Consider the following 25,770-nt stretch of genomic DNA (forward strand, 5'->3'; position numbering starts at 1 on the left):
CATAATTTTAAGTAATTTTTTTAAAAAAATTACTTTTAGCAAAGTTTTATATAGCTGCCTTAGCTAAATGATATTTATCTTTTTCTCTAGAATTTTTCTGATTTTTTTGTAGGACATAAACCAATTATTATTTTTACTTTTTATTTCTTATGTTTATAGTCATTTTTTTTAAAAAAAAATTTTAGGATATTTTATCTGTTTTTTTATGTTAAGTTATTTTTCTTCTACTTCGCAAAGAATATTACATTTTTATCTTTCTTAAATTTTATTTAGATTTTTTTATTCTATTTTTTGATTATCATACTAAGTCTAAAACTCCATTGATTTTCCATCCTCTTGGATTTAAACATAATATTTTTGTTATTATTTTTCTTCTGAAGGGAATTATTCGGTTGCAAGTTAAACTTAATAGCGCTTGTTATTATAATTATATAAGTTTATCCTAGCTCAATTTGTAATTAAGTTAGTATTTAGTAAGCACTCTTTTTAAACTATGTTTCTTTTTTAGATTTATCTAAGCTCAGCTACTGTATGTTGAGACGTTTATTTTCAATGACTTTTACATTTAAAAACTTTGTTTAATTGATTTTATTATGATATCGGTAATGAGTCATAACACTTTAATAGTCATAATTTTAGTGATCTATTTTAAGTAAAAAGACCATATATTTTTTGGCTAAACATTCCTCGAAATTATTTTATAGTTAGAAGTATACTATCTTGCTTATTATTGATATATATAATCTAGCTCCTAACATTGAGAATGTTATTATTCTTGATGGCTGTCATTATTCATCTCATTATCTAAAAGTTTTTTCGCAAAAAAAGTTAGTAATTAACCTAAAAATAATTAGCAAAAATAACAATTTTTAATTTTTTTAAAGTAAAAGAATATGAAGACTTCTGTCTTTGATAAAGATTATTAAATACTTAGCAGCTAAACCTTTTATAATGGAGAAAGTTATTCTGGTTTTTGCAAAAAATACAATTCATTACTGTTCCTATTCACTTAAATGGATATAGTAATTCTATCATATCAGTAATTATACTTTATCTAGCCCAAAATCATTAAAATAAATTCAATTGACAAGACATTTAAATAGTCTTTAATAGAAATAAGGAGGGTTGCCTTATCTTATATTTTTGTCAGGAAGTTTGTTTACTGAATCAACATACGCAAAGAAAGTGCTAATTAGTATTCCCAAATACTAAACTAGTAACATTTGTAATAAATTACAGATTGCTCTACATTTTCTAAAATCTACACCATAGATCATGAGTTTTTGTAGAATTAAGGCAAGAGATAAATTCAAAAAATAATAATAAATTTATTTATCGAAAAACAATAGTGAAAAGCAGATAAAACAAACAAAAAAGCAGCAAATTTTTCTATTCTGACAATAACTAATATAATTCTTTTCTGATCTGTCAGACTTCGACTCTAATCTTTCTTTCTAGGAACTCATCAAGATGTACTTCTTCCTCGTAACGATAACGAGTAATATTTTTATAAATCCAGTTTTGGGTATCGGTAGCTTGCTTTTCTCTGAGAGCTAATACTTCTAGTAGTTTTGGCTGACCTTAATAAAGTCAGTTTCAATTCTGCAATTTTCAACGCTAACTTCCCCAGTAAAATGGAAACATCATGAAAAAGTCTAGCTAGGTCGAATGTGATTTTATATTGAAAATAGACCACAAAACCAATTCTTGTTAAGAATTTTCCTCTAAATAAAGTCCACTGATACTAATAAAGTTCTTTAGAACGTATGATTGACTGTTTGGCGTATTATACTCTTAATTAAGATTAAGATACGCCAAACAACAAAATCAACTTTTTTCTTGGGTAGAAAAGTTTAATGTTCTAGTGTAGAAAGATATGATTGATTATGGTAGGATTATTCCTAGTTGTAGGAAAGTACCAATGAACCCAGATACTATTCGGGAAAAGGTTAAAGCCATCGAAGGTGAGCGGGAATTTTTAGTCCAACTTCTCAATAAACCAGATTTGGGAATTTTGAGTATCGATGTCAGGCAGGCTATTGAAGAACTCGATGAGTTAATTGATGAATTTAAATTCACTTTTCCGGAAAAAAACATGAATTAAATCACTGGTATGCAAAACGAAAGTCAAAAAAGACTTGGGCCTATGGTATTTCGGAAAAACCGTTTCCAGGATTGTCTTTCTTACTTGCCTATTCGAATTTTAAATTAATTTTTTAGAAAAGTTCTCGAAATCAATTAAAAGTCAATAGGTTATTTGTTTCAACTCTTCTGAACTGTACTTCATACCTCTAAGAACTCAATTGTAAAAAAGGTTCTTGTAAGCCTGTAATTCTTACATAGTAGTACTTTAAAGGTTTTTTTATTAAAAAAATGTGACAATTAGTTTAGAAAATTATTTGTTTTGAGTATCAAAACAAATAAAAATAATTCAAATAACTCAAACTGTGATTATTATAAGTTCTCTTTTTTTAGCATAAATAATTTTTGATAGCAATAAAAACTTTGATAGGTAAGTAATCTTAAATGAGTGTCAAATTAAAAAGTAGCTAAATAAAAATTAGTTGAATAAAAAATACTTACTAGATATTAACCGCACTAAAAATTAAGCTAATACAATTAAAAGAGCAAGCACGATAAAAGTTGACTTACAGTCAAACAATTCCCTAGAATATTAAACGTTGGAAAAAAATGCCTATTTTTACCAAAGAACAGCCTAGGGAATAGTAGAAAAAATTAATAATCAATTAAAATTAACGAAAAGGATGACTAAAAGGAAAGCGTCTAAATTTCAAAGTTTCGTTAATTTTAAACTTCAAAGTTTTTTAAACTTACATTTTACTATTCAATTCTATATCATTAGTTTAGCTTAACTAAAAATTGTATTATTGATTAATATAGAGGTTAGTCATGAGAGTGATCTCAAATAAATTGAAATAAAAATTTTTGTAGTTAGGAAAAAAAATAAACTAGTCAATTTAAAATAATCTAAGTTTGAGCTATTTATTACTGTAGTTATTACTCTAGTTTCAGTAATTTTAGTTTTAATTTAAAGGTTAATATTAAAACATATTAAAAATATCTTTTTATGAAGTTCAAATTTAGATTCTTTTTTTAAAAAAATATCAGTAAAAATACAAAAAATGTTTATCATATTTGCTACAATCTTAAATGATTCGATAATTGAATCACATCTTGCAATTCTTTTGAGGATAAAGGTTGAGAAATAAAATCTATATCAAAACATTGTTTAGCAGTTTCAATCAAAATACTAATAATAGTTTCTAAACAACAACTTTCAGGTAATTGTTCAAGGAGTCCTAAACCCCAAGGTGCAGCTTGATTAAAAATATTTTTAAATAATGTTTTATCGGTTGATAAAACCATAGACCCATGTTGCAATATAGATTGTTTTCCCCTTCGTTGTGCGCTTCCAATAAGTTTACTTCCATCAGAAGTAATTAAATCAGAAACAGTCGCCGTATTAAAACAACTAGGGTTATGTATATAACCTCGTTTAGCTATCCCATAATGTAAATCAATCCCTAAAGATGACCAGCCTTTAATTAAAAATTGACAAATTTGTTGATAAATCTCTAAAGTTCTCCGATTATTAATTGGAGTAATTATCCCATAAGTCAAATCTCCTTGATGAAGAACTGCCCGTCCTCCTGTAGAACGACGTACTAGTTCTATAGGACGTTTTTTCCAACTTAAATTATACCAGGATAAAGGCCATTGTTTTTGTAAACGACCCAAGGAAATTGTAGGTGATGACCAAGTATAAAAGCGCAACGTAGGAGGATGTTGTCCTTTTTCATGTTGAATAAATAGCCAATTATCAATAGCCATTTGTAGCATTCCTGATGCTTCAAAAGTAGGAATTAAACGCCATTTTATCATTATTTTAATTATTCCATAAAAATGGTAAATCACTACTCATATTTCCAACAAAACTAAGAATATTTTGATCAAGGTGTTGATAAAGCAACTTTCCTAGAAAATCAAATAAAAATATATCTCCTCGTTGGGTTAAATAAGCAGAATTGGGAATATAAATTGATGAATTACTTCAAATTTATACGATATTTTATAATTGGAGGGTGGCTCATTTTTCAAAGAGGTGGAAGTATGACATGAATCACTTCCTGATCATCAGTTAATTGATGATCAGGAAGTGATTTCGAAAGATTTCAGAGAGAGTTTACGCACTCTTAAGCTCAGCATACATCAACATCAAATTTAGTAAAGTATTTTGACCAGTTGAAAGCTCAGAGACTTCCCATATGGTCCTTGATAATGTTTCAATATATCATGAATTTTTGTCTGTGGCTTAAGAAATAACCAACCTTATAATCACCAGACCTAATCAATGAATTATGATTCATTGATTTTTAAATTTTGTTAACTATTGTTGTATCTATCAAGCATATTTGAGACTATCAAAAACTCATATTCTCTATTATTAATCTATAAATATTTAATTGTGTCATAAATTTGATAATTATTTACATTAAATCAAAGATTAACCTGAAATTTGTTAGTTTTTTTGACTAAGAAGACTAAAATAATAGCTGATAATTTATAAAACTATCATTTCGACTTTATTATAAAAATATAAAAAATCTTTTTTTATAAGGAGAAGTTTTTTAAATCCTAAAAATATTAGATAGAACAAGATTTTTGGATTTTTTTAAAAAAATTAATTCTAGTTAGTTTAGAAGAACTGTTATTATCAACTCAAACTGATTATCGATACACTAAGATTATCGGCATATATTAAGACTAGACCGAATACTGTATCATAAAATTCAATCCTTTATGTTTGAAATATTCACCTTAGGTTAAGATAAACAGAAGTCTCTGGTATTGATAAGTTAGGGTTATTCAATGCTCTCTCTATTGCAGATTAAAAACTTTACCTTGGTAGACCAGCTCACCTTGAAATTTGGTCAAGGGTTAAATGTCCTTACAGGGGAAACTGGAGCAGGTAAGTCCATTATTCTTGATGCGATTGATATTGTTTTGGGTGGAAAAATTAATCATCGTTTAATTCGTCAGGGAATGCAACAAGCATCTATTGAAGCAACCTTTGAAATGGATAACGCTTTACAAGCGTGGCTAGAGGAACAAGAAATTGAACCGTTAGAAGACAAAACTTTATTGTGTTATAGAGAACTAACTCTCACCGGGGAAAATATGCGGTCACGCTCACGAATCAATGGGGTGGTAGTAAATTTGCAACTGATGGGAAAATTGCGTGATCGCCTGGTGGAAATTACTGCCCAGGGACAAACTGTTCAACTGATGGACTCTATCCGACAACGAGAATTACTAGACTTGTATGGGGGAATAAATATCCTTAAACAGCGAGAATTAGTAAATTCAGCTTATAAGAAATGGAAGCTTGCGGAGAAAATACTTGAAAAACGCCGTAAATTAGAGAAAGAAAGATTAGAAACACTTGATACGATAGAATATCAACTGAGAGAATTAGAAGAAGTTAAATTAACTAATCCCGAAGAACTTGAACAACTTAACAAAGAACGTGATCGCCTCTCCCATGTAGGAGAGTTACAACAGTTGAGTTATCACGCCTACCAACTGCTCTATCAGAATGATATTGGAAAACCTGCGATCGCTGATCAGTTGGGAGAAGCTGAAAAAATTTTGACAAAAATAGCGGAATATGACAAGGAAATAGAGTTGATTTTGGAAATGATTAGATCTGCCTTGACTCAGGTAGTAGAGGCAGGACAACAAATTAATGGTTATTGGGATGAATTAGAAGCTGATCCCGACAGATTAATAGAGATAGAAGATAGGATTAACTTGTTAAAGCGTATTTGTCGTAAATATGGTCCTTCTTTAGAAGAAGTAATTAATTATTATCAGAAATTACAGCAAGAATTAGGAGAATTAACTGACGATCAACAGTCTATTGAACAGTTGGAACAACATACTATAGTTGCGAAAAAAACCCTTGATAAAACTTGTAAAACATTAACAGAGTTACGTCAGAAAGCGGCTACAAAATTAGAGAAACAATTAGTCGAAGAATTAAAACCACTGGCAATGGATAAGGTAATCTTTGTCTGCCAGCTCACCCCTTGTTTACCAACAATAATGGGAAGTGATGAAGTTGTCTTTTATTTTAGTCCAAACCCTGGGGAAAAAATAAAACCTCTTTCTAGTACAGCATCAGGTGGAGAAATGAGTCGTTTCTTATTAGCCTTTAAGGCTTGTTTTGCAAAATCAGAAAAGAGCTCTAGAACCTTAATTTTCGATGAAATTGATACAGGAGTTTCAGGAAAAGTTGCACAGGCTATTGGCGAAAAATTACATAAACTCAGCCGTAAATATAAGATTTTATGTGTGACTCATCAACCTTTGGTAGCTGCGATGGCGGATAATCATTTTCGAGTTACTAAGCAAATGGTTGAGGAATCTCCCAAGACTAGCAAGTCAGAAAATGGGCAACTAAGCTTACCAAAAATCAGAACGGTTGTTCGAGTTACCAATTTAGATAATCGACAGACTAGACGAGAAGAATTAGCCCAATTAACAGTAGGACATTCAAAACAAGAAGCGATTGAATTTGCTCAATCATTGTTAGTTAACGCGGAAGCGTATCGTTTGAAAAAGAGTTAAACTAGTCTCGATATCACCTAATAAAAAAGATAGTTTTACCAAGCTTAGAATAGTTAACTGATAGTTAGGAATATAGAACAGGTAGTGGAAAACAGTAAATATAAAAAATCAGAGAGATGTTCAGATATCAATGATATTAGTGACCTTTAAGACTTAATACTTTAGAAAAAAGGCGTGGATATTGCCGAAAGATACTATCTTAAAACTAAAAATTTTTCTAAAGAAGAACTGTATTGTATTGCTTACTTTCTTGGAAGAGGTATCGCCTAAATTAGAGCTAATCTAGCGGAAAAATACAAAAAACGATATAAAGGAAAGTACATTTTCCCTTCCCTTGAAAGTATTGGTTTTACATGATAGGGTTAACAGAACTAAACAAATTAGCAAAACTATACTTTAAGATATTTATGAGTCATTTCTTCTTAAGGATTACCAAAAATGTGTTCTGTTTTATTTAGCTACTATTAAGTAGCTATAACAATTTCCTCGATCTAATTCTTGAACATAAAAAAACGGTAGAATTTAGTGTTATGATTGCCTATTGTATATTATTCAGTGACGATGATAATCTTACAGTTCTTTTTTAACTGAACAATCAAATATTTTACTTCAGGGGTAGAACTTGGAGCATGAGAAGAAGCGAGTTCATCAATTAAAATCAGTTCTCCTTCAAGGCAAATAATGTTATCAATCCATAACCGTTGTTTGTGTAGTATGTCTTCTTAAGAATCATTAATTCTTGCACCGTAGGCAATATTTTAATAAATCTAGGAGTCAGGCATTGACAGATAAACTTAAATACGGTCTGTCTAAAAACATAAAGTTATCACTAAAAATCAAAGAGTAAAAAAATATCAGAACTTTTACACACAAATCAATGGCTAAATGTTATTCTGATTCTTATACTTAGTATTTTAGCGTTGAGTCTCAATCTTCAGTATGTAATAATTTATCCGAAATGTTTCACAATTTATCTTAATGATCAAGAGTTATATTTAATAATGATAATAGTTAAAAATTGATAAATTTAAATTTAAAAAATATAATATCATTAATTTAAAAGTTTAGATATAATTTAGCAATTGATAGTTACAGTAACTATCAATTGCTAAATTATATCTATTCCAGTCTAGGAAATACATACTGAACTTAATTTGTTAATGCGCACTCCTCAAATTTTTTAACCCCCCTACCTCACAAAAAATCTACAATTAAAGAATATTGGCAAATTCAATAATCCCGTAATTCTAGAGGCTTCAATCAAACTCTCAATAAAGCGATTGATTTAGCAACTGATTAAGACATAATTAGCTAATTTATCCAATAATATTATTATTTATCTACTTGGTTGAAAACAGCAACTTTTTATGTCTCTTTAGTTCACTGTCTTGGCTAACTCCCAATACTTTTTAGATAAAGATTCTGTGTGAATATACAACTTAACTTCATATGATTACTGTATCCTCCATCGAATTTTTCAAAAGTAAACCATATTCAATTCCTTCAACAACTGCTTCATAGGAGGCTTCCAAAATATTGGAGGAAACCCCGATAGTAGTCCAACGTTCTTTGCCATTACTAGACTCAACCAAAACTCTTGTTTTAGAAGATGTTCCTGATTCCCCATCCAGGATCCTAACTTTATAATCCGTTAGATGAAACTCTGCAACTCCCGGATAGAAATTTTCTAGAGCTTTCCGTAAGGCACTATCTAGGGCGGCAACAGGACCATTCCCTTCGGCTACCTCTAATCTATCTTCTCCATTAACTGTAACTTTAATAGTTGCTAAAGCGTTACTGTAAGATATTTCTTGTCCTTGTAACATATCACAATGTACTTGAAATCCTTTAAGTTGAAACATAGTTTTTCGTTGTCCCAATGCTTGACGCATTAAAAGTTCAAAACTAGATTCTGCTGCTTCAAACTGATATCCTTCATGTTCTAACTTTTTGATCTGCTTTAAAATGTCACGACAAGCAATATCTTCTTTTTTCAACTCAATTCCGAAGGTTTTTGCTTTTGATAAAACATTACTTAATCCTGACTGATCAGAAATGACAATACGCCGTTTATTTCCAACTTTTTCAGGTTTAATATGTTCATAAGTTAGGGGATTTTTTTGAACAGCCGAAACATGAATTCCTCCTTTATGGGCAAAGGCAGAACGTCCAACAAAAGGAGCATGATCATCTGGTGCTAAATTGACAATTTCACTAATTAAACGGCTAGTTTTACTCAATTGCGTTAACTGAGCATCGGTTAAACAAGAATATCCCATTTTAAACTGTAAATTGGGAATTAAGGTACATAGATTAGCATTACCGCATCTTTCACCATACCCATTGATTGTGCCATGAATCATTCTCACCCCTTCTACCACTCCAGCTATCCCATTCGCCACGGCAGTTCCTGAGTCATCATGAGTATGAATTCCTAATTTAGGAAAAGTTTCTTTATCAGGACCTACATCTAACTCTTTGACGACTTTTTTAACAATTTGGCTAACTTTCTGAGGTAAAGTTCCACCATTGGTGTCGCATAAAACTAACCAAGTAGCCCCTGCATTTTTAGCAGCTTTCAGAGTTTCTAAAGCATAATCAGGGTTTTGTTCATAGCCATCAAACCAATGTTCTGCATCGTAAATTACTTGTCTTCCCTGACTGCGGAGATATTCAATTGTATCTCCTATCATTGCTAAATTTTCTTCCAAGGTGGTTTTTAATCCCTCAGTTACATGGAGATCCCAAGACTTGCCAAAGATAGTTACCCAACGAGTTCCGGCGGCTAAAATCATCTGTAACATTCGATCACGATCTGAAGGAATATATGGACGACGGGTGGAACAAAAAGCGACGACTTCGGCTTGAATAAGAGGTTCTTCCTGTAACTTCCAAAAAAATTGGACATCCTTCGGATTAGCCCCCGGCCACCCTCCCTCAATAAAAGGAATTCCCAGCTCATCGAGTTTGTGGGCAATTTTAAGCTTGTCCTCTATAGATAGGGCAATTCCCTCCCGTTGCGCCCCATCTCTTAGGGTGGTGTCGTAAACCAAAACTTGATTGGCCATACCCATATAATTATTACTACCTAATAAATGTCTGTAAATGTCTGTAAACTTCAAACAAATCAAATCAAACGAGATTAGTTCCGACTATCACAGTGCAAGGCAAAGAACTCGTCTGAGACCACAACACTAAACTAACCCAAGCCGTGTTTTTTCTACTGCACTACACCTCGCTCTACAATGATAAGCCAAAATTTAGGGAGTGGTGATCACAATGAAAAGACCAAAATTAAATTGATATTTCTCTCGATGATTCACGCAAGTATACGGTGCAGGCTTTCCTACATCAGGATAGTGTGTTGCTATACAGCCTGTCTTTTCTAGATAAAAAATATTACCATTCATCTAGCCCTCTCCAGATACTTCCATAATCAGTACTACCAACTATCTATCAGCTCTAAATTTATCGTTAAATCACGAAACTTTCTTAAACGTTTGGAGATTTTTAGCATTATTGATTGTTTTGTACAACCCGGGGATATGCATTTCAACTGGCTAGGGTAATGGAGTCCATCTGAGGAAACTCCTTCTGTCGGTGGACTTCACAGAGTTTAAGAATTTAACCCAAATGGGTGATCTATCTGGGGGAAGTATAAAAACAGATAGACCTATAAACTGGATATCGTAAGAGGTGCTTAGCAACACTAACAGGTCGCGGCATCAAATAAAGGTCTTTCATTCTTATTTTTTTATTGTCTAGTTTAAGCAGGAGAACCCCCATGGAGCTTATATCTCTTTCCCTCATTTTGGCAGGAACTTTTCTTGCGGATTATCTCCTCTACAGTTAGGTCGGGGGTAGATTAACTTTCTGAGACACTAACTGCAGCGGCTAAATAAAACTGAGGCGCAACCGCCGTATAACAAGAGTAAGTTGTAGACTGTCCCCACGGATAGCGCTCTTGTCGACTATTAGCTGTAATTTTAATCACTTTTTTAGCAGCCTTAAGTTCCAAGAGAAGTTGAGGTTGACTCTTTGGTATTTTGACTTTCTTCAAGGGATATGGAACTTTCTTGATATATCACTAAATCAAACCAAAAAGTTGTTCCAACGCCGACCTCACTAATCAAATGAATTTGACTATGGTGTTTTTCGATTATGTTTTTAACAATGGATAGCCCTAATCCTGTTCCTTCTAGTGTATGAACACGGTTTTCCACACGAAAGAAACGGTCAAAAATCGCCTCTTGATCTTCAGTATCAATCCCAATTCCTGTATCAGCGATTTCTATTCTTACCTGAGGTTGATAAGTAGAGTTATAAGAACTTTTCACCAGTTGATAAGCTCGAATCACGATTCTTCCACCCGCCTCAGTAAATTTTAAGCTATTGCCGACTAGATTAGTCATCACTTGAAGTAAAAGGTCGTAATGTCCCAAGATAGGAGTTAAATTGGGTTCTATCTCTTGAGTTAAGGTTAATTGTTTATCCTTAGCATTTAGTTGGTAAGTACGTAGAATTTGTTCGACCACCTGATTGATATCAACCCGATCAAGATGATAAATTTTTGAGGATTCTAGACGGGATAGATCAAGAACATCATTCACTAAACGAGTGAGGCGATCAGTTTCATTGTTGGCAGTTTCCAAGAACTCCCTACGTTCGTTTTCTGTTAGATCTTTGCCAAATTCACTTAAGGTTTCAATAAAAGATTTGATATTGAATAAAGGGGTTCTTAACTCATGAGAAACATTACTGATGAATTGACTTTTAGCTGCATTTAGCTCCACTTCACGGGTAATATCTTGCACCGTCATCGCAATACCTTTGAGGGTTTCGCGGTATTGATCAAAAACTTGAGTTAAGAGAACCCGAATAATGCGCTGAGTCGGTTGGGTTAGCGTAATACGGAACTCCCAAGGGGATCCTCCTTGATGACTCTCAGAAGTTTCAGAAAGTGATTCGGGGGAATTTTGATCTTCGTTTGTGTGAGCGTCTTCCTGAGCCATTTCTTGAAGAGGAGTTGTCAATTGCCAGGTTAATTCTGGGGACAAAAGTTCAAATATATTGGTTCCAATTACATCTTTTCCTTCCCAACCAAACATCCGCCGCGCCCGTGGATTAACTAAGAGTAATTCTAAGTTAGAGTCAAGCAGAATAGCCCCATCGACAATAGTTGAAACGAGGGTTTCGAGCTTAGCCTTCTCAGCAGTTAATTCTTCAATATTTTGTTCTTCATAGCGTTCGAGACGTTCAGCCATTTCATTGAAACTGCAGATTAATTCGCCTAATTCTCCCTCAAAAGGTAAATTAATCCGTTGTTTAAAGTTTCCGGCGGCGATATTTTTGACCCCAACTAACAATTCTTTAATTGGTCGGGTAATGGTTAAAGCGTTAAAAACAGCCCCTAGAATAACCATAGCCCAAATAGCGACAAAAACTGCAATCGTAACATCCCTAGTAAGGTTGGAGGAATTTACCACTGTAGGATTAGGATTAATGCCAATGGCAAGAATTCCTAAATAATTACCGTCATGTTTCAATGGAACAAAAACATCAGTTACCTTTCCATCGGGACTGAGATGTTGACGGACAAGAGGAAAACTAGCATTTGTTAGATCAGTTTTAGGTAACTGAATATACCGTTCAATAGTTAGAGAATTTTGAACTTCTGCAGCGGAATAGGGAATACCGAAGAAAATTTTACCATCGCGATCAGCATATATAATATAACGAACGCTAGAAGTACTCTGATAGAAACGACTAGAAATGCGGGCAACATCAGTTAAGTGATCTTCAGCGATCAGGTGAGCAACATTAGATGCTAACAAAAGCCCCAAATCTCGGCCAAAGCGAGTATCATTCAGTTGGGCTTCTTGCTGAATGCTATTGACTGCCCAAAAGGTTAACCCACTCATGAACAAAGAAACAGCTAAAGTGGCTCCTGCCATTAATCTGGTTTGCAGGGTAAACTCTGACCACCAGCGTCTAATAATTTCTTGAATTGTTGTCAAAAGTGTCAGCAAGATAGACTCGAAATGAATAGTTTTACATCTCTATTGGTTTTACCAACTTATTCTAAATTGTAAATGACTTCTAAGCTTAGGAAAATGCTCACTTCTTATGCTTCATAATCATCAATTTTCATAAAAAACACTCTACTGTAGATGATAATCTGTGAGGTGTGATGAATGAGAATGGGAGGTGTAAAGTTTTTTTAGATTAAACATTATAAATGCGGTATTCATCAGCTTCGGGGGATTCTCCACGATACCATCGGAAGTCAGTGGGTTCTTCCCTAGACAAAGAATTTATCGACCTCACCCCATGCCATAGCTGCTTTAGAGTTATATTTTTAGTCTAGTTGATGAGCTTTGATGAAAAAACTATTAATTCTTTATTGAAATACATGAATTATAGTCAGTTTTCCTTTTCACATCTGTATTCATTTGCTTGCCTTATCTTGACTTAGGTGGAATTCTAGGTTAAACTCACTTATTTTTGTCATTTATTTAGGTGAAGTTTAGCTAAAACTAGTCATATAAGCTACCGGTTAGCAATTGATAGATAAACTTGAATATAGACTATATAAAAACGTATGTAATCACTTCTCTTAAATTAAGAAGCAGAAAAATGATCTAAAAGAGTAGATTATCAAACTAAAATATGGGTGCAGAGACTTTTGCACAGAAATTAAGTGTTATTTAGACTTCTACACTTATTTTTTAGTAACTGAACCCAATATTCATGCTATTGTCTGAGATGTTTAAAGATTTTTTCGATGACCAGGAATTGGGTCTTAATAATTAGGAATAGCTAAAAATCGACAAGTCTCAATTAAATTAAGAAAGTCCAAGTCAGTTAAAAATCTAGAAGTAGAGGAAAACGAAAAAATTGTTTATTTGAAATTCGAAATTTTAATTTTTTTTAAATGATATCGTCCAGTTTTTTAACCATATCTTGTTAAGACATTCAAGACATAAATAATAGGGCTAAAGAGTTAGTCGATGACTGATATTAAATCTGAAGAGAGTTATCTCGCAAAGTTAAGTTTTACCCTATTTTAGTTTTAGAGTATTTGAGTCAAAATTTAATTCCTTTATTTTAATTTACTTATTTTTTTAAAAAAATAGTCATTATTAAGCAATTTTAAGTTAATCCAATATATGATAATTGCTTTATTTATTCTAGACAATACATTTTGTAGGAAACCGGAGAAAATGTAACTCCTACAGACATTAAAATAATGACTTTGTCATTATTCACCAATTAAATAAAATGGGGTAATCTCTTCCATAAGATTAGATTATCGCCTCAAGTGCTGCTTCTAATGCAATAGAAATATGAGTCCAATGGGTTCCCCCCTGACAAAAAACGATGTAAGGTTCTCGCAGGGGTCCGTCAGCAGAAAGTTCTGAGGTACTTCCATCCACAAAGGTTCCCCCAGCCATCACTAATTGACTTTCATATCCTGGCATTGTAGCGGGAACGGGGCTTAAATAGGAACCTACTGGAGAACAGCCTTGAATCGCCTTACAGAAGGCAGTTAATTTCTCTGGGGAACCTAATTGAATCGCCTGAATAACATCCCGACGGGAAACCAACGGCAACGGATTAACAGGATATCCTAATTTATTAAAAACATAGGCAATTAAATGACTTCCTTTGACTGCTTCCCCCACTAATTGTGGGGCTAAAAACAATCCCTGAAATAACAACCGATTTTGATTAAAAGTTGCTCCTCCTTCTGTGCCAATTCCTGGAGCAGTTAAGCGACAAGCTGCCATTTCTACCAACTCTTTCTGTCCAGCAACATAGCCTCCGGCCGTGACTAAAGTTCCCCCAGGATTTTTAATTAAAGAACCTGCCATCAAATCTGCACCGACGGCTGTAGGTTCAATGGTTTCAATAAATTCCCCATAACAATTATCCACCAAACAAACCGTATTAGAGTTTTGCTGTTTAATGACAGCAATAATTTCTTCAATTTCTGCAATTGAAAGGCTTTTACGCCAAGAATAGCCACATGAACGTTGAATCAGAACAAGTCGAGTATTATCCTTGATAACAGTTTTTAAAGTTGCCCAATCGAGGGTTCCTGAATCAAGTAACGGCACTTCTCGATAATCGATGTTAAACTCCTTTAAGGAACCTTGACAATTTCCTCGTAGGCCAATAACCTCTTCGAGGGTGTCATAGGGAGAACCAGCAACTGACAGCATTTCGTCCCCTGGACGGAGAATACCAAATAAAGCACAGGCGATCGCATGGGTTCCTGAGACAAATTGTACTCGAACGAGGGCTGTTTGAGCTCCCATAACTTCTGCAAAAACCTTATCTAGGGTTTCTCGTCCTAAATCGTCGTGTCCATAGCCACTAACACTTGCAAAATGGTGAACTCCAACGCGGTGAAGGCGAAAAGCACTTAAGATTTTTTTGAGATTTTGCTTGACCTTGGCGTCGATTTCCGAAAAGATCGGAAGGAGTGCTTTTTCGGCCTCTTCTAGAATCGCTCTGTTGTTCATTTGTTCTCCAAAAGGACAATTTCATTGCTGATTACTGATTCTAAAGCTGAAATAGTTATTTCTGTCAAATAGGAAAATCTATGCTAGTTCAATTGTGGTAAAATACGAAGGTGATTGTTTTCTTGAGAACTCTGAATAATTAGTTCAATCTTCATGACCAATTTTCTTCATAATTGAAAAGCTAGTTTTTAAATTACGAACTCTGGCATAATCTCGTCTAAATACGTTTACATTTAGGTTACTACATGACTGTTGCTACCTCTAAAAAACTTCCCCTCGACTGGACAGTTATCATATTTATGACTACGATTCATCTAGTAGCATTACTGTCTTTGCTACCTAGCAATTTTAGTTGGGGAGCAGTTGGTGTTACATTCTTTCTATATTGGGTAACAGGAGCTTTAGGGATTACCCTAGGGTTTCATCGTATGATTACTCATTCTAGTTTTCAAGCTCCAAAGTGGCTGGAATACATTCTTGTTTTTTGTGGAACTTTAGCCTGTCAAGGTGGCCCTATTCGATGGGTTGGTTTACACCGACTCCACCACAAATATTCTGATACTGGAAATGATCCTCATGATTCCAATCTAGGATTTTGGTGGAGTCATATGGGATGGATGCTACATAAAATTACTGCTGATGATGAAGTTCCCCGTTATACTCAAGATATTGCGGGAGACCCCTTTTATCAATTCTGTCAAAAGTATATGGTTCTGATTCAAATAGCGTTGGGACTACTCCTTTATCTTTTAGGAGGATGGTCTTTCGTTATTTGGGGGATTTTTGTTCGTCTAATAATAGTTTTTCACTTTACTTGGTTTGTCAACAGCGCCACCCACAAATTTGGCTATCAAAGTTATGAATCTAACGATAATTCTAAAAACTGTTGGTGGGTCGCTCTTCTTACTTTTGGAGAAGGTTGGCACAATAACCACCATGCTTATCAATATTCTGCCCGTCATGGTTTAGCTTGGTGGGAAATTGATATTACTTGGATGACTATTCGAGTATTACAGTCACTGGGGTTAGCAACCAATGTTAAATTAGCTCCAAGTCGGGAAACTAACTAACTTTTAAAAATCACCCGAATTTTCTAGGGTAGGTATTGCCTACCCTATTTTTTTTGACTTAAGATTGTCTTTGATAACCCATTTTAGGTAATTTAGTTACTAGTCCTTCCAAATTCCAATAGGAATAGTTCTCCATAAACTTGTTCGACGGATAATCCTATATTTTAAGCAATCCGATTAAAGAGAATAGGATAAGTATAAAGACTCTGAGATAATACTAAATAGATCTGGTACTAACTTAGTCAAAGGTTTAGACTTTACTCAATTAAAAAGAGGCAGTTGTTTTACTGTTTGGGTTGAATTTGTAATTTTTTTCCAAAATCTCTAATAATTCCCCTACTAATTTAGATTTAAGCCCGCGATAACGTAATTCTGCGCAGAAACTCTAGATAATTTCAATTATCTAGAGTTTCTGCGGAACATTCACTGAAAATCAAGCTCTGTTATTGAATATTTCGATATAATTGATGATGATTTAGACGCATGTATACTATGAAGTCCTATTGCCAAAATAGTTTAACCAAAGCTATACTGTGTTGGCAATAGGAGTCCAATGGCGACCATGTTCTGTCGATTAACAAGTCCCGATAATATTGATGTTTAAGATAATCTCTTAATTGTCTTGAAAATTATTGTCTTGAAAATTGACCTGTCCTTGATAGTGTAAGAATGGGGCAGATTAGAAATTTCTTTTAAGAGAGGGGAATAGTTAGTATCGGCATAAATACAAAAGTAAAGTCTTTTTGGAAATGTCCTTTGAATGATTCGATAGAGTTAATTTGCAATTAGATCTCAAGAATTTTGAGCCTATATTTGAACTCAATTCCTTCGATTTTAGTGAAGTCTTCTTTGGTTACTGTCTAGGTAATGTGTAATCTCTTGAAATATTGTTCAATACATTTAAGTAATATAGGGCTAACCCATTGTATTTTTGATCGTACTGGCCAATAGGTGCATTCTTGATTTACTAATTTTTTCTTAAATCTATTAACAATTAATTAATCACTAATCAAGCCAAAAATTTAGATATTCCTTGACAGTCATCGAGTATAGACAAACTATCCTTTAAGATAACAAGATAAAAACCTCTGTCAAATAGTGTTTGTCGAATAAATTTTAAGAGCAGTATAAAGTCTTTTTGCTGATTGGTTACGGCGAATTGTTCAATCAGACGTTATGATTGATTAATAATGATCGCCTGCCCACTCTACACCAAGGTTTAACCTTTTACCGATAAATAGGCTTTAAGATTGCATCAAGAGTATTCTTCCTACCTTCTCCCTCTTCCTTTTCCTCTTCATTTATATGCAGGTTATTTTTTTTGGAACCCCCCAATTTGCCGTCCCTACGTTGCAAAGATTGCTAGATCATTCTCATTGTGAAGTTATAGGAGTCGTTACTCAACCTGATAAACGACGGGGACGAGGTAAGCAATTAATACCCTCTGCTGTCAAAAAAGTTGCTCTACAACATAATTTACCTGTCTGGCAACCTAAAAGAGTCAGAAATGCGCAAAAGACCCTGTCTGAGCTTAGAGGAGCCCAAGCAGATGCCTTTGTTGTGGTGGCGTATGGACAAATCCTGTCTCCTGAGATCCTATCTATTCCTAAACTGGGCTGTATTAATGTTCATGGCTCAATTTTGCCCCAATATCGAGGGGCCGCCCCCATTCAGTGGAGTGTATATCACGGGGAGCAACAAGCAGGGATTACTACTATGTTAATGGATGAGGGAATGGATACAGGGGATATATTGCTTAAATTTGTGAAACCAATCGGATTATTAGATAATTCTCACAAAATTGCTGAAGAACTAGCTCAAAATGGGGCAGATTTGTTGTTAGAAACCTTACAAAAACTAGAGGCTGGGGATATCGTTGCCACTCCTCAAAATCCAGCAGAAGCCACCTACGCCCCGTTAATTCAAAAATCTGACTATGAGATCAATTGGTCTAAACCCGCAATCGCCATTCATAACCAAGTGCGAGGATTCTATCCTAATTGTATCACTAATTTCCGTGATCGCTCCCTGAAAATTATGGCGACCATTCCGTTAGAAGATATTGATTGGGAGTCTTTACCCTCAGCAGTTCAACCCCTTAGGCAACAATTAACAAATTTACCAACTCTTCAAGGAAAACCAGGGGAAATTCTGAGTAACCTTAAAAACTTTGGACCTGTGGTACAGACAGGAGAAGGACTACTTCTCTTACAAGAAGTACAATTATCGGGGAAACGCCGTCAGTCAGGGTGGGATTTTTTAAATGGAACTCATGTAAACGTGGGAGAAGTATTTATTTAACGAGCTTTTGGATAATTTATGTCCTTGTATAGATATTCTTTCTTATAAGATAGGTTTAAATTTTTTAAAGTATTTTTTCCAAAAATGCCTTTAAAAGGCGATGAATATTCCTCAGTATTTAACGGACATCCAATAGTTTTTCTCTAAGTGGTTAAGTTGATTAGACATAGAGAAAAACTTTACGCAAAAAATGACAACCAACCTTGTATTAATATTGATGATGGCGTTCAAACACCGTATAGGTTTATCCTTTTAATTCTAAATAATTACCAGATTGAAGTATCCAATCGAGTTGGATTTTATCTAGGGTTTGATGAGGATAGGTTAGAATTACCTCTGTTGGTATAAGACTTTGTTTCTACTCTTGAGTGGTACTGCTGACTGGCTCAGTTAATCTTAGCGTAATTTTTGGGTTTTCTAATCAATCTAGCTCGTATAGTGATCGCTTTTTTGAACAAATCATCATCTGTATAATTGCCCTTAGATTGAAACTTAAATTAAATCAAAATATCGTAATTAGTTGAACTGATTCTAAGGTTAAAAGATTTCGTTAAAGATAAATAAGCTTACTAAACCAAGTCTTACTCTAAGAGTAGAAAGACCACTACTGCAGCGATAGTGTTCATGGCTCCATAGCCTACAGTTACAATAAAAAGACTGGCACTAAGAACACTTCCCATTGAGACTACTAATCTTTTTCGAGATGACGGACAGAGTTTTAATAGTGGTACAGTTCCTTATCATTTTTAGATGAGAGTATTTTTTTCTAATAAGCAACAACTTAATGACCGATAAAGTAAAAAATAACCTTGGGAAGAGATACCATTGTGAGTAATTAAGCCCAAAGGATAAATTATGAAACCTGCAACCAAATAATCACTAACTAATTGAACAAAATAACCTCTCAATTACTTCTATCCAAAAGAACAAAGAATAAGTAGACAGGAATTAGATATTAACAAATAAACTCAAATATGGCCTAGTCCAAAAGCATAAAGCGATTGCAAAAAATAAAGGATAAAAAACTAACAAAACAGAGGAGATTATAAAAATAGGAGATAACTATCTGGATTTTTATAAAGAAATCAATAACTAAGTATGATTAGACTTGATTATTAAATCTCAATATTTGGACTATAGCCGTTTATTCAAGATATTCGATGATTTATCTCATGACCAAGAATTAAGTTTTACAATATCAATATCTAAAGATCTACAGATCTCAGTAAAAAAAGGAGAGTAACATTTGGTTAAAAACTCAGAGATAAAGGAAAATAAGACAACCGTTTATCCAAAAGAGTTATAGCAAGTCAAGGCGTTGAAAAATTTTTATAAACTATATTGTCCTAGTCTTATTTTGCCAAGATGATCACAACTTAAATAAGAACTCAAAGGTTAATTTATGAATTTTTCTTCTATTTAAATAGAATTATTTTTTAAAGTTAACCGCAATCTTATTTTAAAGCATTTAAACTAGAATCTAGTACCTTAAGTGACTATTTTTTTCAACCTCCAATCACAATTATAAGATTTACCTAACCTAAGAGAGAAAGAAGAAATTATACCCTAAATTTGGTTGAAATCCATTGATCTAAATTTTTCAAAGCACGATCACGGTATTTTCCGTAACGTTCTCGTTTATTGCGAAATCTTTGTGGTAATTCCGGGATAATACCGAAATTAGGCGGCATCGGTTGAAAATATTTGGGAGATGCATTACTAATAAATTCAAATAACGCCCCCATCATAGTCATTTTAGGAATGGTAAGAGGATCTAATCCTAGAACTAAGCGTGCAGCATTTGTCCCGGCTAACCAACCTCCAGCTGTGGCCGCCGCATATCCTTCTGTCCCTACTAATTGACCAGCTGCTAATAGGGTAGAACAAGATTTAAACTGTAAGGTAGATTCGAGTAACTGAGGAGAATTAATAAAAGTATTGCGGTGCATGACCCCCATACGAACAAATTCTGCCTTTTCCAACCCTGGAATTAATCTAAATATCCGTTTTTGCTCTCCCCAATGCAAATTGGTTTGAAACCCTACCATGTTCCATAAACGACCATTTTTGTCCTCTTTACGTAGTTGTACCACCCCGTAAGGACGTTTTCCTTTGTTTTCAGGCTCGCGGAAGTCTCCTAGACGAGGATCAAATAGTCCCACTGGTTTTACCGGGCCATAGCGCATAGTATCTTCTCCTCGCTTGGCCAATTCCTCTATGGGAAGACAACCTTCAAAAAACTTAGCAGTTTCTTGTTCAAAATCTTTTAATTTTACTTGTTTCGCTCGACATAATTCCTCTCGAAAGTGCAGATATTGTTTTTTATTGAAAGGACAGTTAAGATACGCCGCTTCCCCTTTGTCATAACGGGAAGCCAAAAAAACAATATCACGGTTAATGGAGTCCCCGACAATGATAGGACTAGCTGCATCAAAAAAGCTTAAATAGTCCATCCCTGTAAACCTTCGTAAGTCTTCTGCCAAAGCAGGAGTAGTCAACGGTCCGGTAGCAAGGATAATCATACCTTCTGAGGGAATTCTAGCTATTTCTAGTCGTTTTAAAGTGATTAGAGGATGTTTGGCTAAGGTTTTGGTTAACTCATGGCTGAAGCTCCCTCGATCTACTGCCAATGCACCTCCTGCGGGGATTGAATTTTGATCGGCAGTTTGAATGATGATTGACCCTAGACGGCGTAATTCTTCGTGGAGGAGTCCAGAAGCGCGATCGCTTGACATTGCCCCAAAGGAGTTACTACAAACCAATTCAGCTAATTCTTCGCTATGGTGTGCTGGACTTGTTGTGTGAGGACGCATTTCATAAAGGACAACAGGAACTCCTGCTTGGGCAATTTGCCAGGCAGCCTCGGTTCCGGCCAATCCTCCTCCAATGACTTGAACGATGGACATATATTTTAAATTTGACTAAGGTACTTGGTTTAGTGGTAATCGTTCGGTAGAGGCTAAACCATCATTGTGGGGTGGACATTGCAACCCTACAAGATCAAAGATTTTAGAGAGGCTAATTTTTATTATTACTACACATTTAGCACTATTCAACTATCAACTATTAATAATGATTTCCTAATTTAGGATAGTTAACTGCCGTTACTCCATAGTGTAAAATCTTGCCTTTTTAGCTACTCCATAAATAATCTAGTGATAGCAACACTTCATGCGACGCTTACTTGATACTCCTTATAGAATAAGACATCTTTTAAAATTAGAAAACTATTGTCAGTTATTTCCATTTTTATCCCCCCAAAACAATCTTCTCTAAGTCCAAATAGTTCAAAAAAATGCCTCATTCTTTCTTTTGCAACTGCAATGGTAAACCCAGGGTAATTAAAGGTTGCTCTAGATATCTTCGAGACATCTAAGAGGTTAATATACTCCCCACCTTCTGAGACTTTATCAACCAAAATCTGGGGTTTAAGGGCTATTTTTTTCTTTGATAGCCTTTAATACCTTCAATTATTCTGGAGACTGAAATAATAAAATATTGAGTGATGAGATTGCTCAATATTTAAAGTAAATAATGGTAGTTTGGAAGTAATTTATAATAAGGATTTTAGAGTTTCTGCTTAGTTAGGCTTAACATGGTCAACGATAATATAATCAATAATTTCAGAATCAATACATTTGTTTTTTGAAAAAAACATCAGTGAATATCTTTTTAGGTAGATAAATTAGTCGGTAGAAATCTGCTCTACTTTCTCAGTAGAGAATTGCAAAATTAAAATGTTAAGTCTCAATGGGAAAAACTCTAATATATTTAGGCTTTATGATTAAATTTTGATAGGCAATATAAAAGTTTTCTGGATAAAGTTTTAATGATTTATTATCTAGTAATTTAGAGATAGTAATCAACTAACTTTTAGATTATTTAGCTCTGTAGATTAAAACAATCTAGAGATTAGACTGAAAAATAGCAAGTTACTTGATAAAGAATTAATGGTTCTGATATATATTGGGTGTTACTTGAAGAGGTTTATAATTATAAAATTACTATTTTAAGTTCTCTTTATTTCTCAGTAACCGTACCAATTAATTCAGAATTAGACTATTAACCTTAAACTATAAATACAAAAAAGTAAAGTGCGATATGTCTAGGTTTATGGAAAGTAGTAAACAGACTACACCCACAGGCTAATGCCTAATCAAGGGCAGAAAACTAACCAATTGTAATAAAATTTTAATAGAAGTAACACCTAATAATTTTGTACCCGAATCTTAAAATAACTTTCCAAGTATGTTCAATTATAGAATAAATAAAGACAAAAAATAGAAAAAATTATATTAGAGGATGAACATAATCAAATGGTAAATTTATTCTGGAAAGAAAAAGCTAACGGATCGAATATAAAAAATACGTCGCTGAGAGAGCGTAACACTAATTAAAATGTTAAATAGGCAGACAAAGTCGGCTGAGTAATATCGGTATTAGATACTCTCTAATTCTCCTACTTGATGGGTTGTCAGAACAGTCTGTAAATATTCTAGAATACTTTGTCAACTATGGTCTTTTAATTTATCAAGAATGATATTGACTGAAACAGATAGAGATAAAACAGTGAAGAAAATAGTTGGAAATCCAGACAAGGTCTAATCAGAAGAAGATTTCATCAAATGCTCAAGAATCATTACTCCAAAGTCTAACAGAAAAACAATCCCTTGTTATTCGATAACGATATCAAAATATATCTGAAAATTTCGACCAACTGTAACAATAAAACAAAATAATCCCCTCAGATTAAAGAGGGGAATTAACGAGTTTAATTACTTAAATGTGACTAAGTTGTCAACAAGGTCTTAGTCTTTCTTTATTTCTTGGGGGTTAAGAACATCATCATGTTTCTTCCCTCCCGTTTAGGAATTTGTTGAATGTCAGCGATGTCTTTAAGATCTTGAGCCATACGGTCTAGTAAATCTAAAGCCAGATTGGAATGTTGAATTTCCCGACCTCGGAATGTAACCGTCGCTTTAACTTTGTCACCAGACTTAAGAAAGCGTTTAGCTTGATTAATACGTACCATATAATCGCTTTCGCCGATTTTATAGCGCATCTTTACTTCCTTAACGTCGGCTGTATGCTGCTTTTTCTTGGCTTCCCTAGCTTTTTTCTCCTGTTCAAATTTATATTTGCCATAATCCATGATTCGGCAGACAGGAGGTTTAGCAGTTTCACTCACCAAGACTAAATCAAGCTCCTTTTCTTGCGCCATAGTTAACGCCTCATCAGGAGTCAGAAGACCGACTTGTGCGCCATCGCTATCGATGACTCGGATTTCAGGGAAACGAATTCTTTCGTTGATTTTTGGGAGATCGCGTTGGGAGCGTCTTTTATCTATCACAGGCGTTTGTTGTTGTAATCTTAAATAGATGGATGAACTTAAGTGAATATAGGTGCATAGAGTTACTAATTTTATTTTACTAACTTTTAACGAGGTTCTATCTTAAATACGAATATTACTTTTTGTTTATGGTCGTCAATCTCAAGATTGGGCTTTGATTAACTGATGTCGAGCATCATTAGATGAATATAGAAGCCACGCATTGACAAATTATTTTAAATGTACACCATCTAGAACAGATAAAGCAATAACTAACAAAACTACGGTTGACCTCAAAGAATAATTTCCTTTTAGTTTAACACCAATTGTCAATCAACTCTTTAGCCCTTATCAACTCTAATCTGATAAAAGCTCACAGAGCACCAAAAAAGTGAGTTAAGATCGTCTCAGATTTTTTGACTAAGATTTTGTTCTCAGTTCCAAATTATTGCTTTAGGACCTAAAGGTAACATTCAATAACTTATTTTTTTGACTGAAGAAATAGATTGTTAGTAACTGCATTTAAGTTTCGATGCTTTTTAAAAACATATGTATCGATAAATATTGTCTATTTGTTTTTTAAATCAGAATTAAACTTACCCAAACTTTCTTCAATGAATGATTATCTGATTTTTCTTTATTTCTCAGGTTAATAATTGCCTAAAATTCCTTTTTTTTGATTGATAGTTGTCAATTTTAGCTATTTTTGTCGTTAAATCTAATTCCTAATTACGATACAAATTCTTAAACATATTCGGACAAACAATTACGGACTTCTATATCTGTGTTCACTTGTGAACACAGATATAGAAGTCTAAAGAACAATTGGAAGTTGATTTCTTCGTGATAGTTCGGACAACTATCTCCTCTTTTCTATCAATTTTTTTTTTAGTTTCGGCAAACGCTTCGCATCTTAACATATCTTATGTTTAAGTTGGTCTGTCAATGTGTAACTCCTAAAAATTGTCAATGATTTTAATGAAAACTTTTAAAAAACTTGACAATACTGATTTTCTTTTGCTTATCCTCGATGATTTTTTTAGAATAAACAGGGTTTAAAGATTTATAACAGCAAAAATAAGTTTCTCAGAGCAAATCTTGGGAGAAACGCATTGGACAACAGCGAGACTGGATTTGGCGCGGTTGGCAAATTCGATATGCTTATTTTCGATCTTCTCTAAATTTAAGCTCTGAGCCATATCCTCTTTTGATTTTATTGCACGGGTTTGGGGCTGTTATTGAACATTGGCGACATAATATTTCGATTCTTGCCGAACAACATACAGTTTATATTTTAGATTTATTAGGTTTTAGTGGCTCAAGAAAAGCAGCCACGGACTACAGTGTCTATTTGTGGACAGAATTAGTCTATTATTTTTGGCAGACTTTCATTGGTGAACATGTAATTTTAGTGGAGAATTCAATCGGTTCTTTAGTTTGTTTAACGGCGGCAGATAATTATCCTGATCTGGTGAGAGGAATTCTTATTTTGAGTTTACCTGATACTTCTCTGCGACAATAAATGATTTCTCGATGGTTGCAACCAGTAGTGACAACGGTAGAAAATTTAGTTGTTTTCCCATTATTACTCAAAGGATTGTTGACAATAATACGCCGTCCTAGTGTCATTCGTTCTTTGGTTAAATTAGCTTATGAAGATTCTTCAGCAATCACGGATGAGTTGGTAGAAATTATAATGACTCCTATTTATGACGAAGGGGCTTCTCGAACATTATGTTTGTTGGTACAAGGAGCTAGAAAATCCGATCTTGCTCCCTTTCCTAAATCTATTCTACTCAGGTTAACTATCCAAATGCTATTAATGGTCGTAAAGATCGATTAATTCCTCCATATCTAGCACCTATTTTTGCAAAATTAAATCATCGTATTA

At 33.9% G+C, this 25,770-nt stretch carries 13 protein-coding genes and 1 pseudogene; 6 read left to right on the top strand and 8 right to left on the bottom strand.

What is annotated here, in order from left to right; genetic code table 11:
* Window positions 1-1,428 precede the first annotated feature (1,428 nt).
* Window positions 1,429-1,696: pseudogene (locus tag P3F56_RS10585) on the bottom strand (DUF2854 domain-containing protein).
* A gap of 225 nt (window positions 1,697-1,921) precedes the next feature.
* Here P3F56_RS10585 and P3F56_RS08575 point away from each other — a divergent pair.
* Window positions 1,922-2,104 carry a hypothetical protein gene (locus tag P3F56_RS08575; RefSeq protein ID WP_281152455.1) on the top strand — a complete coding sequence of 61 codons (183 nt, stop codon included), beginning with the start codon at window positions 1,922-1,924 and terminating at the stop codon, window positions 2,102-2,104.
* A 1,055-nt stretch (window positions 2,105-3,159) separates the two neighbouring features.
* Here the strand turns inward: P3F56_RS08575 and P3F56_RS08580 are convergent.
* The gene (locus tag P3F56_RS08580; protein ID WP_281152456.1) at window positions 3,160-3,903 is read right to left on the bottom strand and encodes a lipoate--protein ligase family protein; all 744 of its coding nucleotides are present in this window, start codon (window positions 3,901-3,903) and stop codon (window positions 3,160-3,162) included.
* A 987-nt stretch (window positions 3,904-4,890) separates the two neighbouring features.
* On the opposite strand from P3F56_RS08580, the gene recN reads away from it, so the two are divergent.
* On the top strand, window positions 4,891-6,651 hold the full coding sequence (gene recN, locus P3F56_RS08585; protein ID WP_281152457.1) for a DNA repair protein RecN: 1,761 nt from the start codon (window positions 4,891-4,893) through the stop codon (window positions 6,649-6,651).
* 1,445 nt (window positions 6,652-8,096) lie between these two features.
* Here the strand turns inward: recN and cimA are convergent.
* The 4 genes from cimA to P3F56_RS08605 all read right to left on the bottom strand — a co-directional run bounded on the left by cimA (window position 8,097) and on the right by P3F56_RS08605 (window position 15,179).
* Complete coding sequence (gene cimA / locus P3F56_RS08590) at window positions 8,097-9,725, bottom strand: citramalate synthase (RefSeq protein WP_281152458.1); 1,629 nt, start codon at window positions 9,723-9,725, stop codon at window positions 8,097-8,099.
* A 791-nt stretch (window positions 9,726-10,516) separates the two neighbouring features.
* Complete coding sequence (locus tag P3F56_RS08595; protein ID WP_281152459.1) at window positions 10,517-10,645, bottom strand: hypothetical protein; 129 nt, start codon at window positions 10,643-10,645, stop codon at window positions 10,517-10,519.
* A gap of 13 nt (window positions 10,646-10,658) precedes the next feature.
* A complete protein-coding gene (nblS, locus tag P3F56_RS08600; RefSeq protein ID WP_281153780.1) occupies window positions 10,659-12,605 on the bottom strand; it encodes a two-component system sensor histidine kinase NblS in 1,947 nt (648 codons plus the stop codon).
* Window positions 12,606-13,955: 1,350 nt separating this feature from the next.
* Window positions 13,956-15,179 (bottom strand): methionine gamma-lyase family protein, encoded by a 1,224-nt coding sequence (locus P3F56_RS08605; RefSeq protein ID WP_281152460.1) that lies wholly within the window; start codon window positions 15,177-15,179, stop codon window positions 13,956-13,958.
* A 245-nt stretch (window positions 15,180-15,424) separates the two neighbouring features.
* Between P3F56_RS08605 and P3F56_RS08610 the strand changes: the two genes are divergently transcribed.
* Window positions 15,425-16,249 carry an acyl-CoA desaturase gene (locus P3F56_RS08610; protein ID WP_281152461.1) on the top strand — a complete coding sequence of 275 codons (825 nt, stop codon included), beginning with the start codon at window positions 15,425-15,427 and terminating at the stop codon, window positions 16,247-16,249.
* A gap of 1,305 nt (window positions 16,250-17,554) precedes the next feature.
* Window positions 17,555-18,550 (top strand): methionyl-tRNA formyltransferase, encoded by a 996-nt coding sequence (fmt, locus tag P3F56_RS08615; RefSeq protein WP_281152462.1) that lies wholly within the window; start codon window positions 17,555-17,557, stop codon window positions 18,548-18,550.
* Window positions 18,551-20,109: 1,559 nt separating this feature from the next.
* Here fmt and trmFO read toward each other — a convergent pair.
* Window positions 20,110-21,456, bottom strand: a complete 1,347-nt coding sequence (trmFO, locus tag P3F56_RS08620; RefSeq protein ID WP_281152463.1) for an FADH(2)-oxidizing methylenetetrahydrofolate--tRNA-(uracil(54)-C(5))-methyltransferase TrmFO — start codon at window positions 21,454-21,456, stop codon at window positions 20,110-20,112.
* Window positions 21,457-23,369: 1,913 nt separating this feature from the next.
* Window positions 23,370-23,900 (bottom strand): translation initiation factor IF-3, encoded by a 531-nt coding sequence (gene infC, locus P3F56_RS08625; RefSeq protein WP_281152464.1) that lies wholly within the window; start codon window positions 23,898-23,900, stop codon window positions 23,370-23,372.
* A gap of 1,186 nt (window positions 23,901-25,086) precedes the next feature.
* On the opposite strand from infC, the gene P3F56_RS10330 reads away from it, so the two are divergent.
* Both P3F56_RS10330 and P3F56_RS10335 read left to right on the top strand, forming a co-directional pair.
* Window positions 25,087-25,401, top strand: a complete 315-nt coding sequence (locus P3F56_RS10330) for an alpha/beta fold hydrolase (RefSeq protein WP_342637139.1) — start codon at window positions 25,087-25,089, stop codon at window positions 25,399-25,401.
* A complete protein-coding gene (locus P3F56_RS10335) occupies window positions 25,402-25,722 on the top strand; it encodes a hypothetical protein (protein WP_342637140.1) in 321 nt (106 codons plus the stop codon). It begins immediately after the preceding gene.
* Window positions 25,723-25,770 lie beyond the last annotated feature (48 nt).

It is taken from the genome of cyanobacterium endosymbiont of Epithemia clementina EcSB, from assembly GCF_029919255.1.
Classification (GTDB): Bacteria; Cyanobacteriota; Cyanobacteriia; order Cyanobacteriales; family Microcystaceae; genus Rippkaea.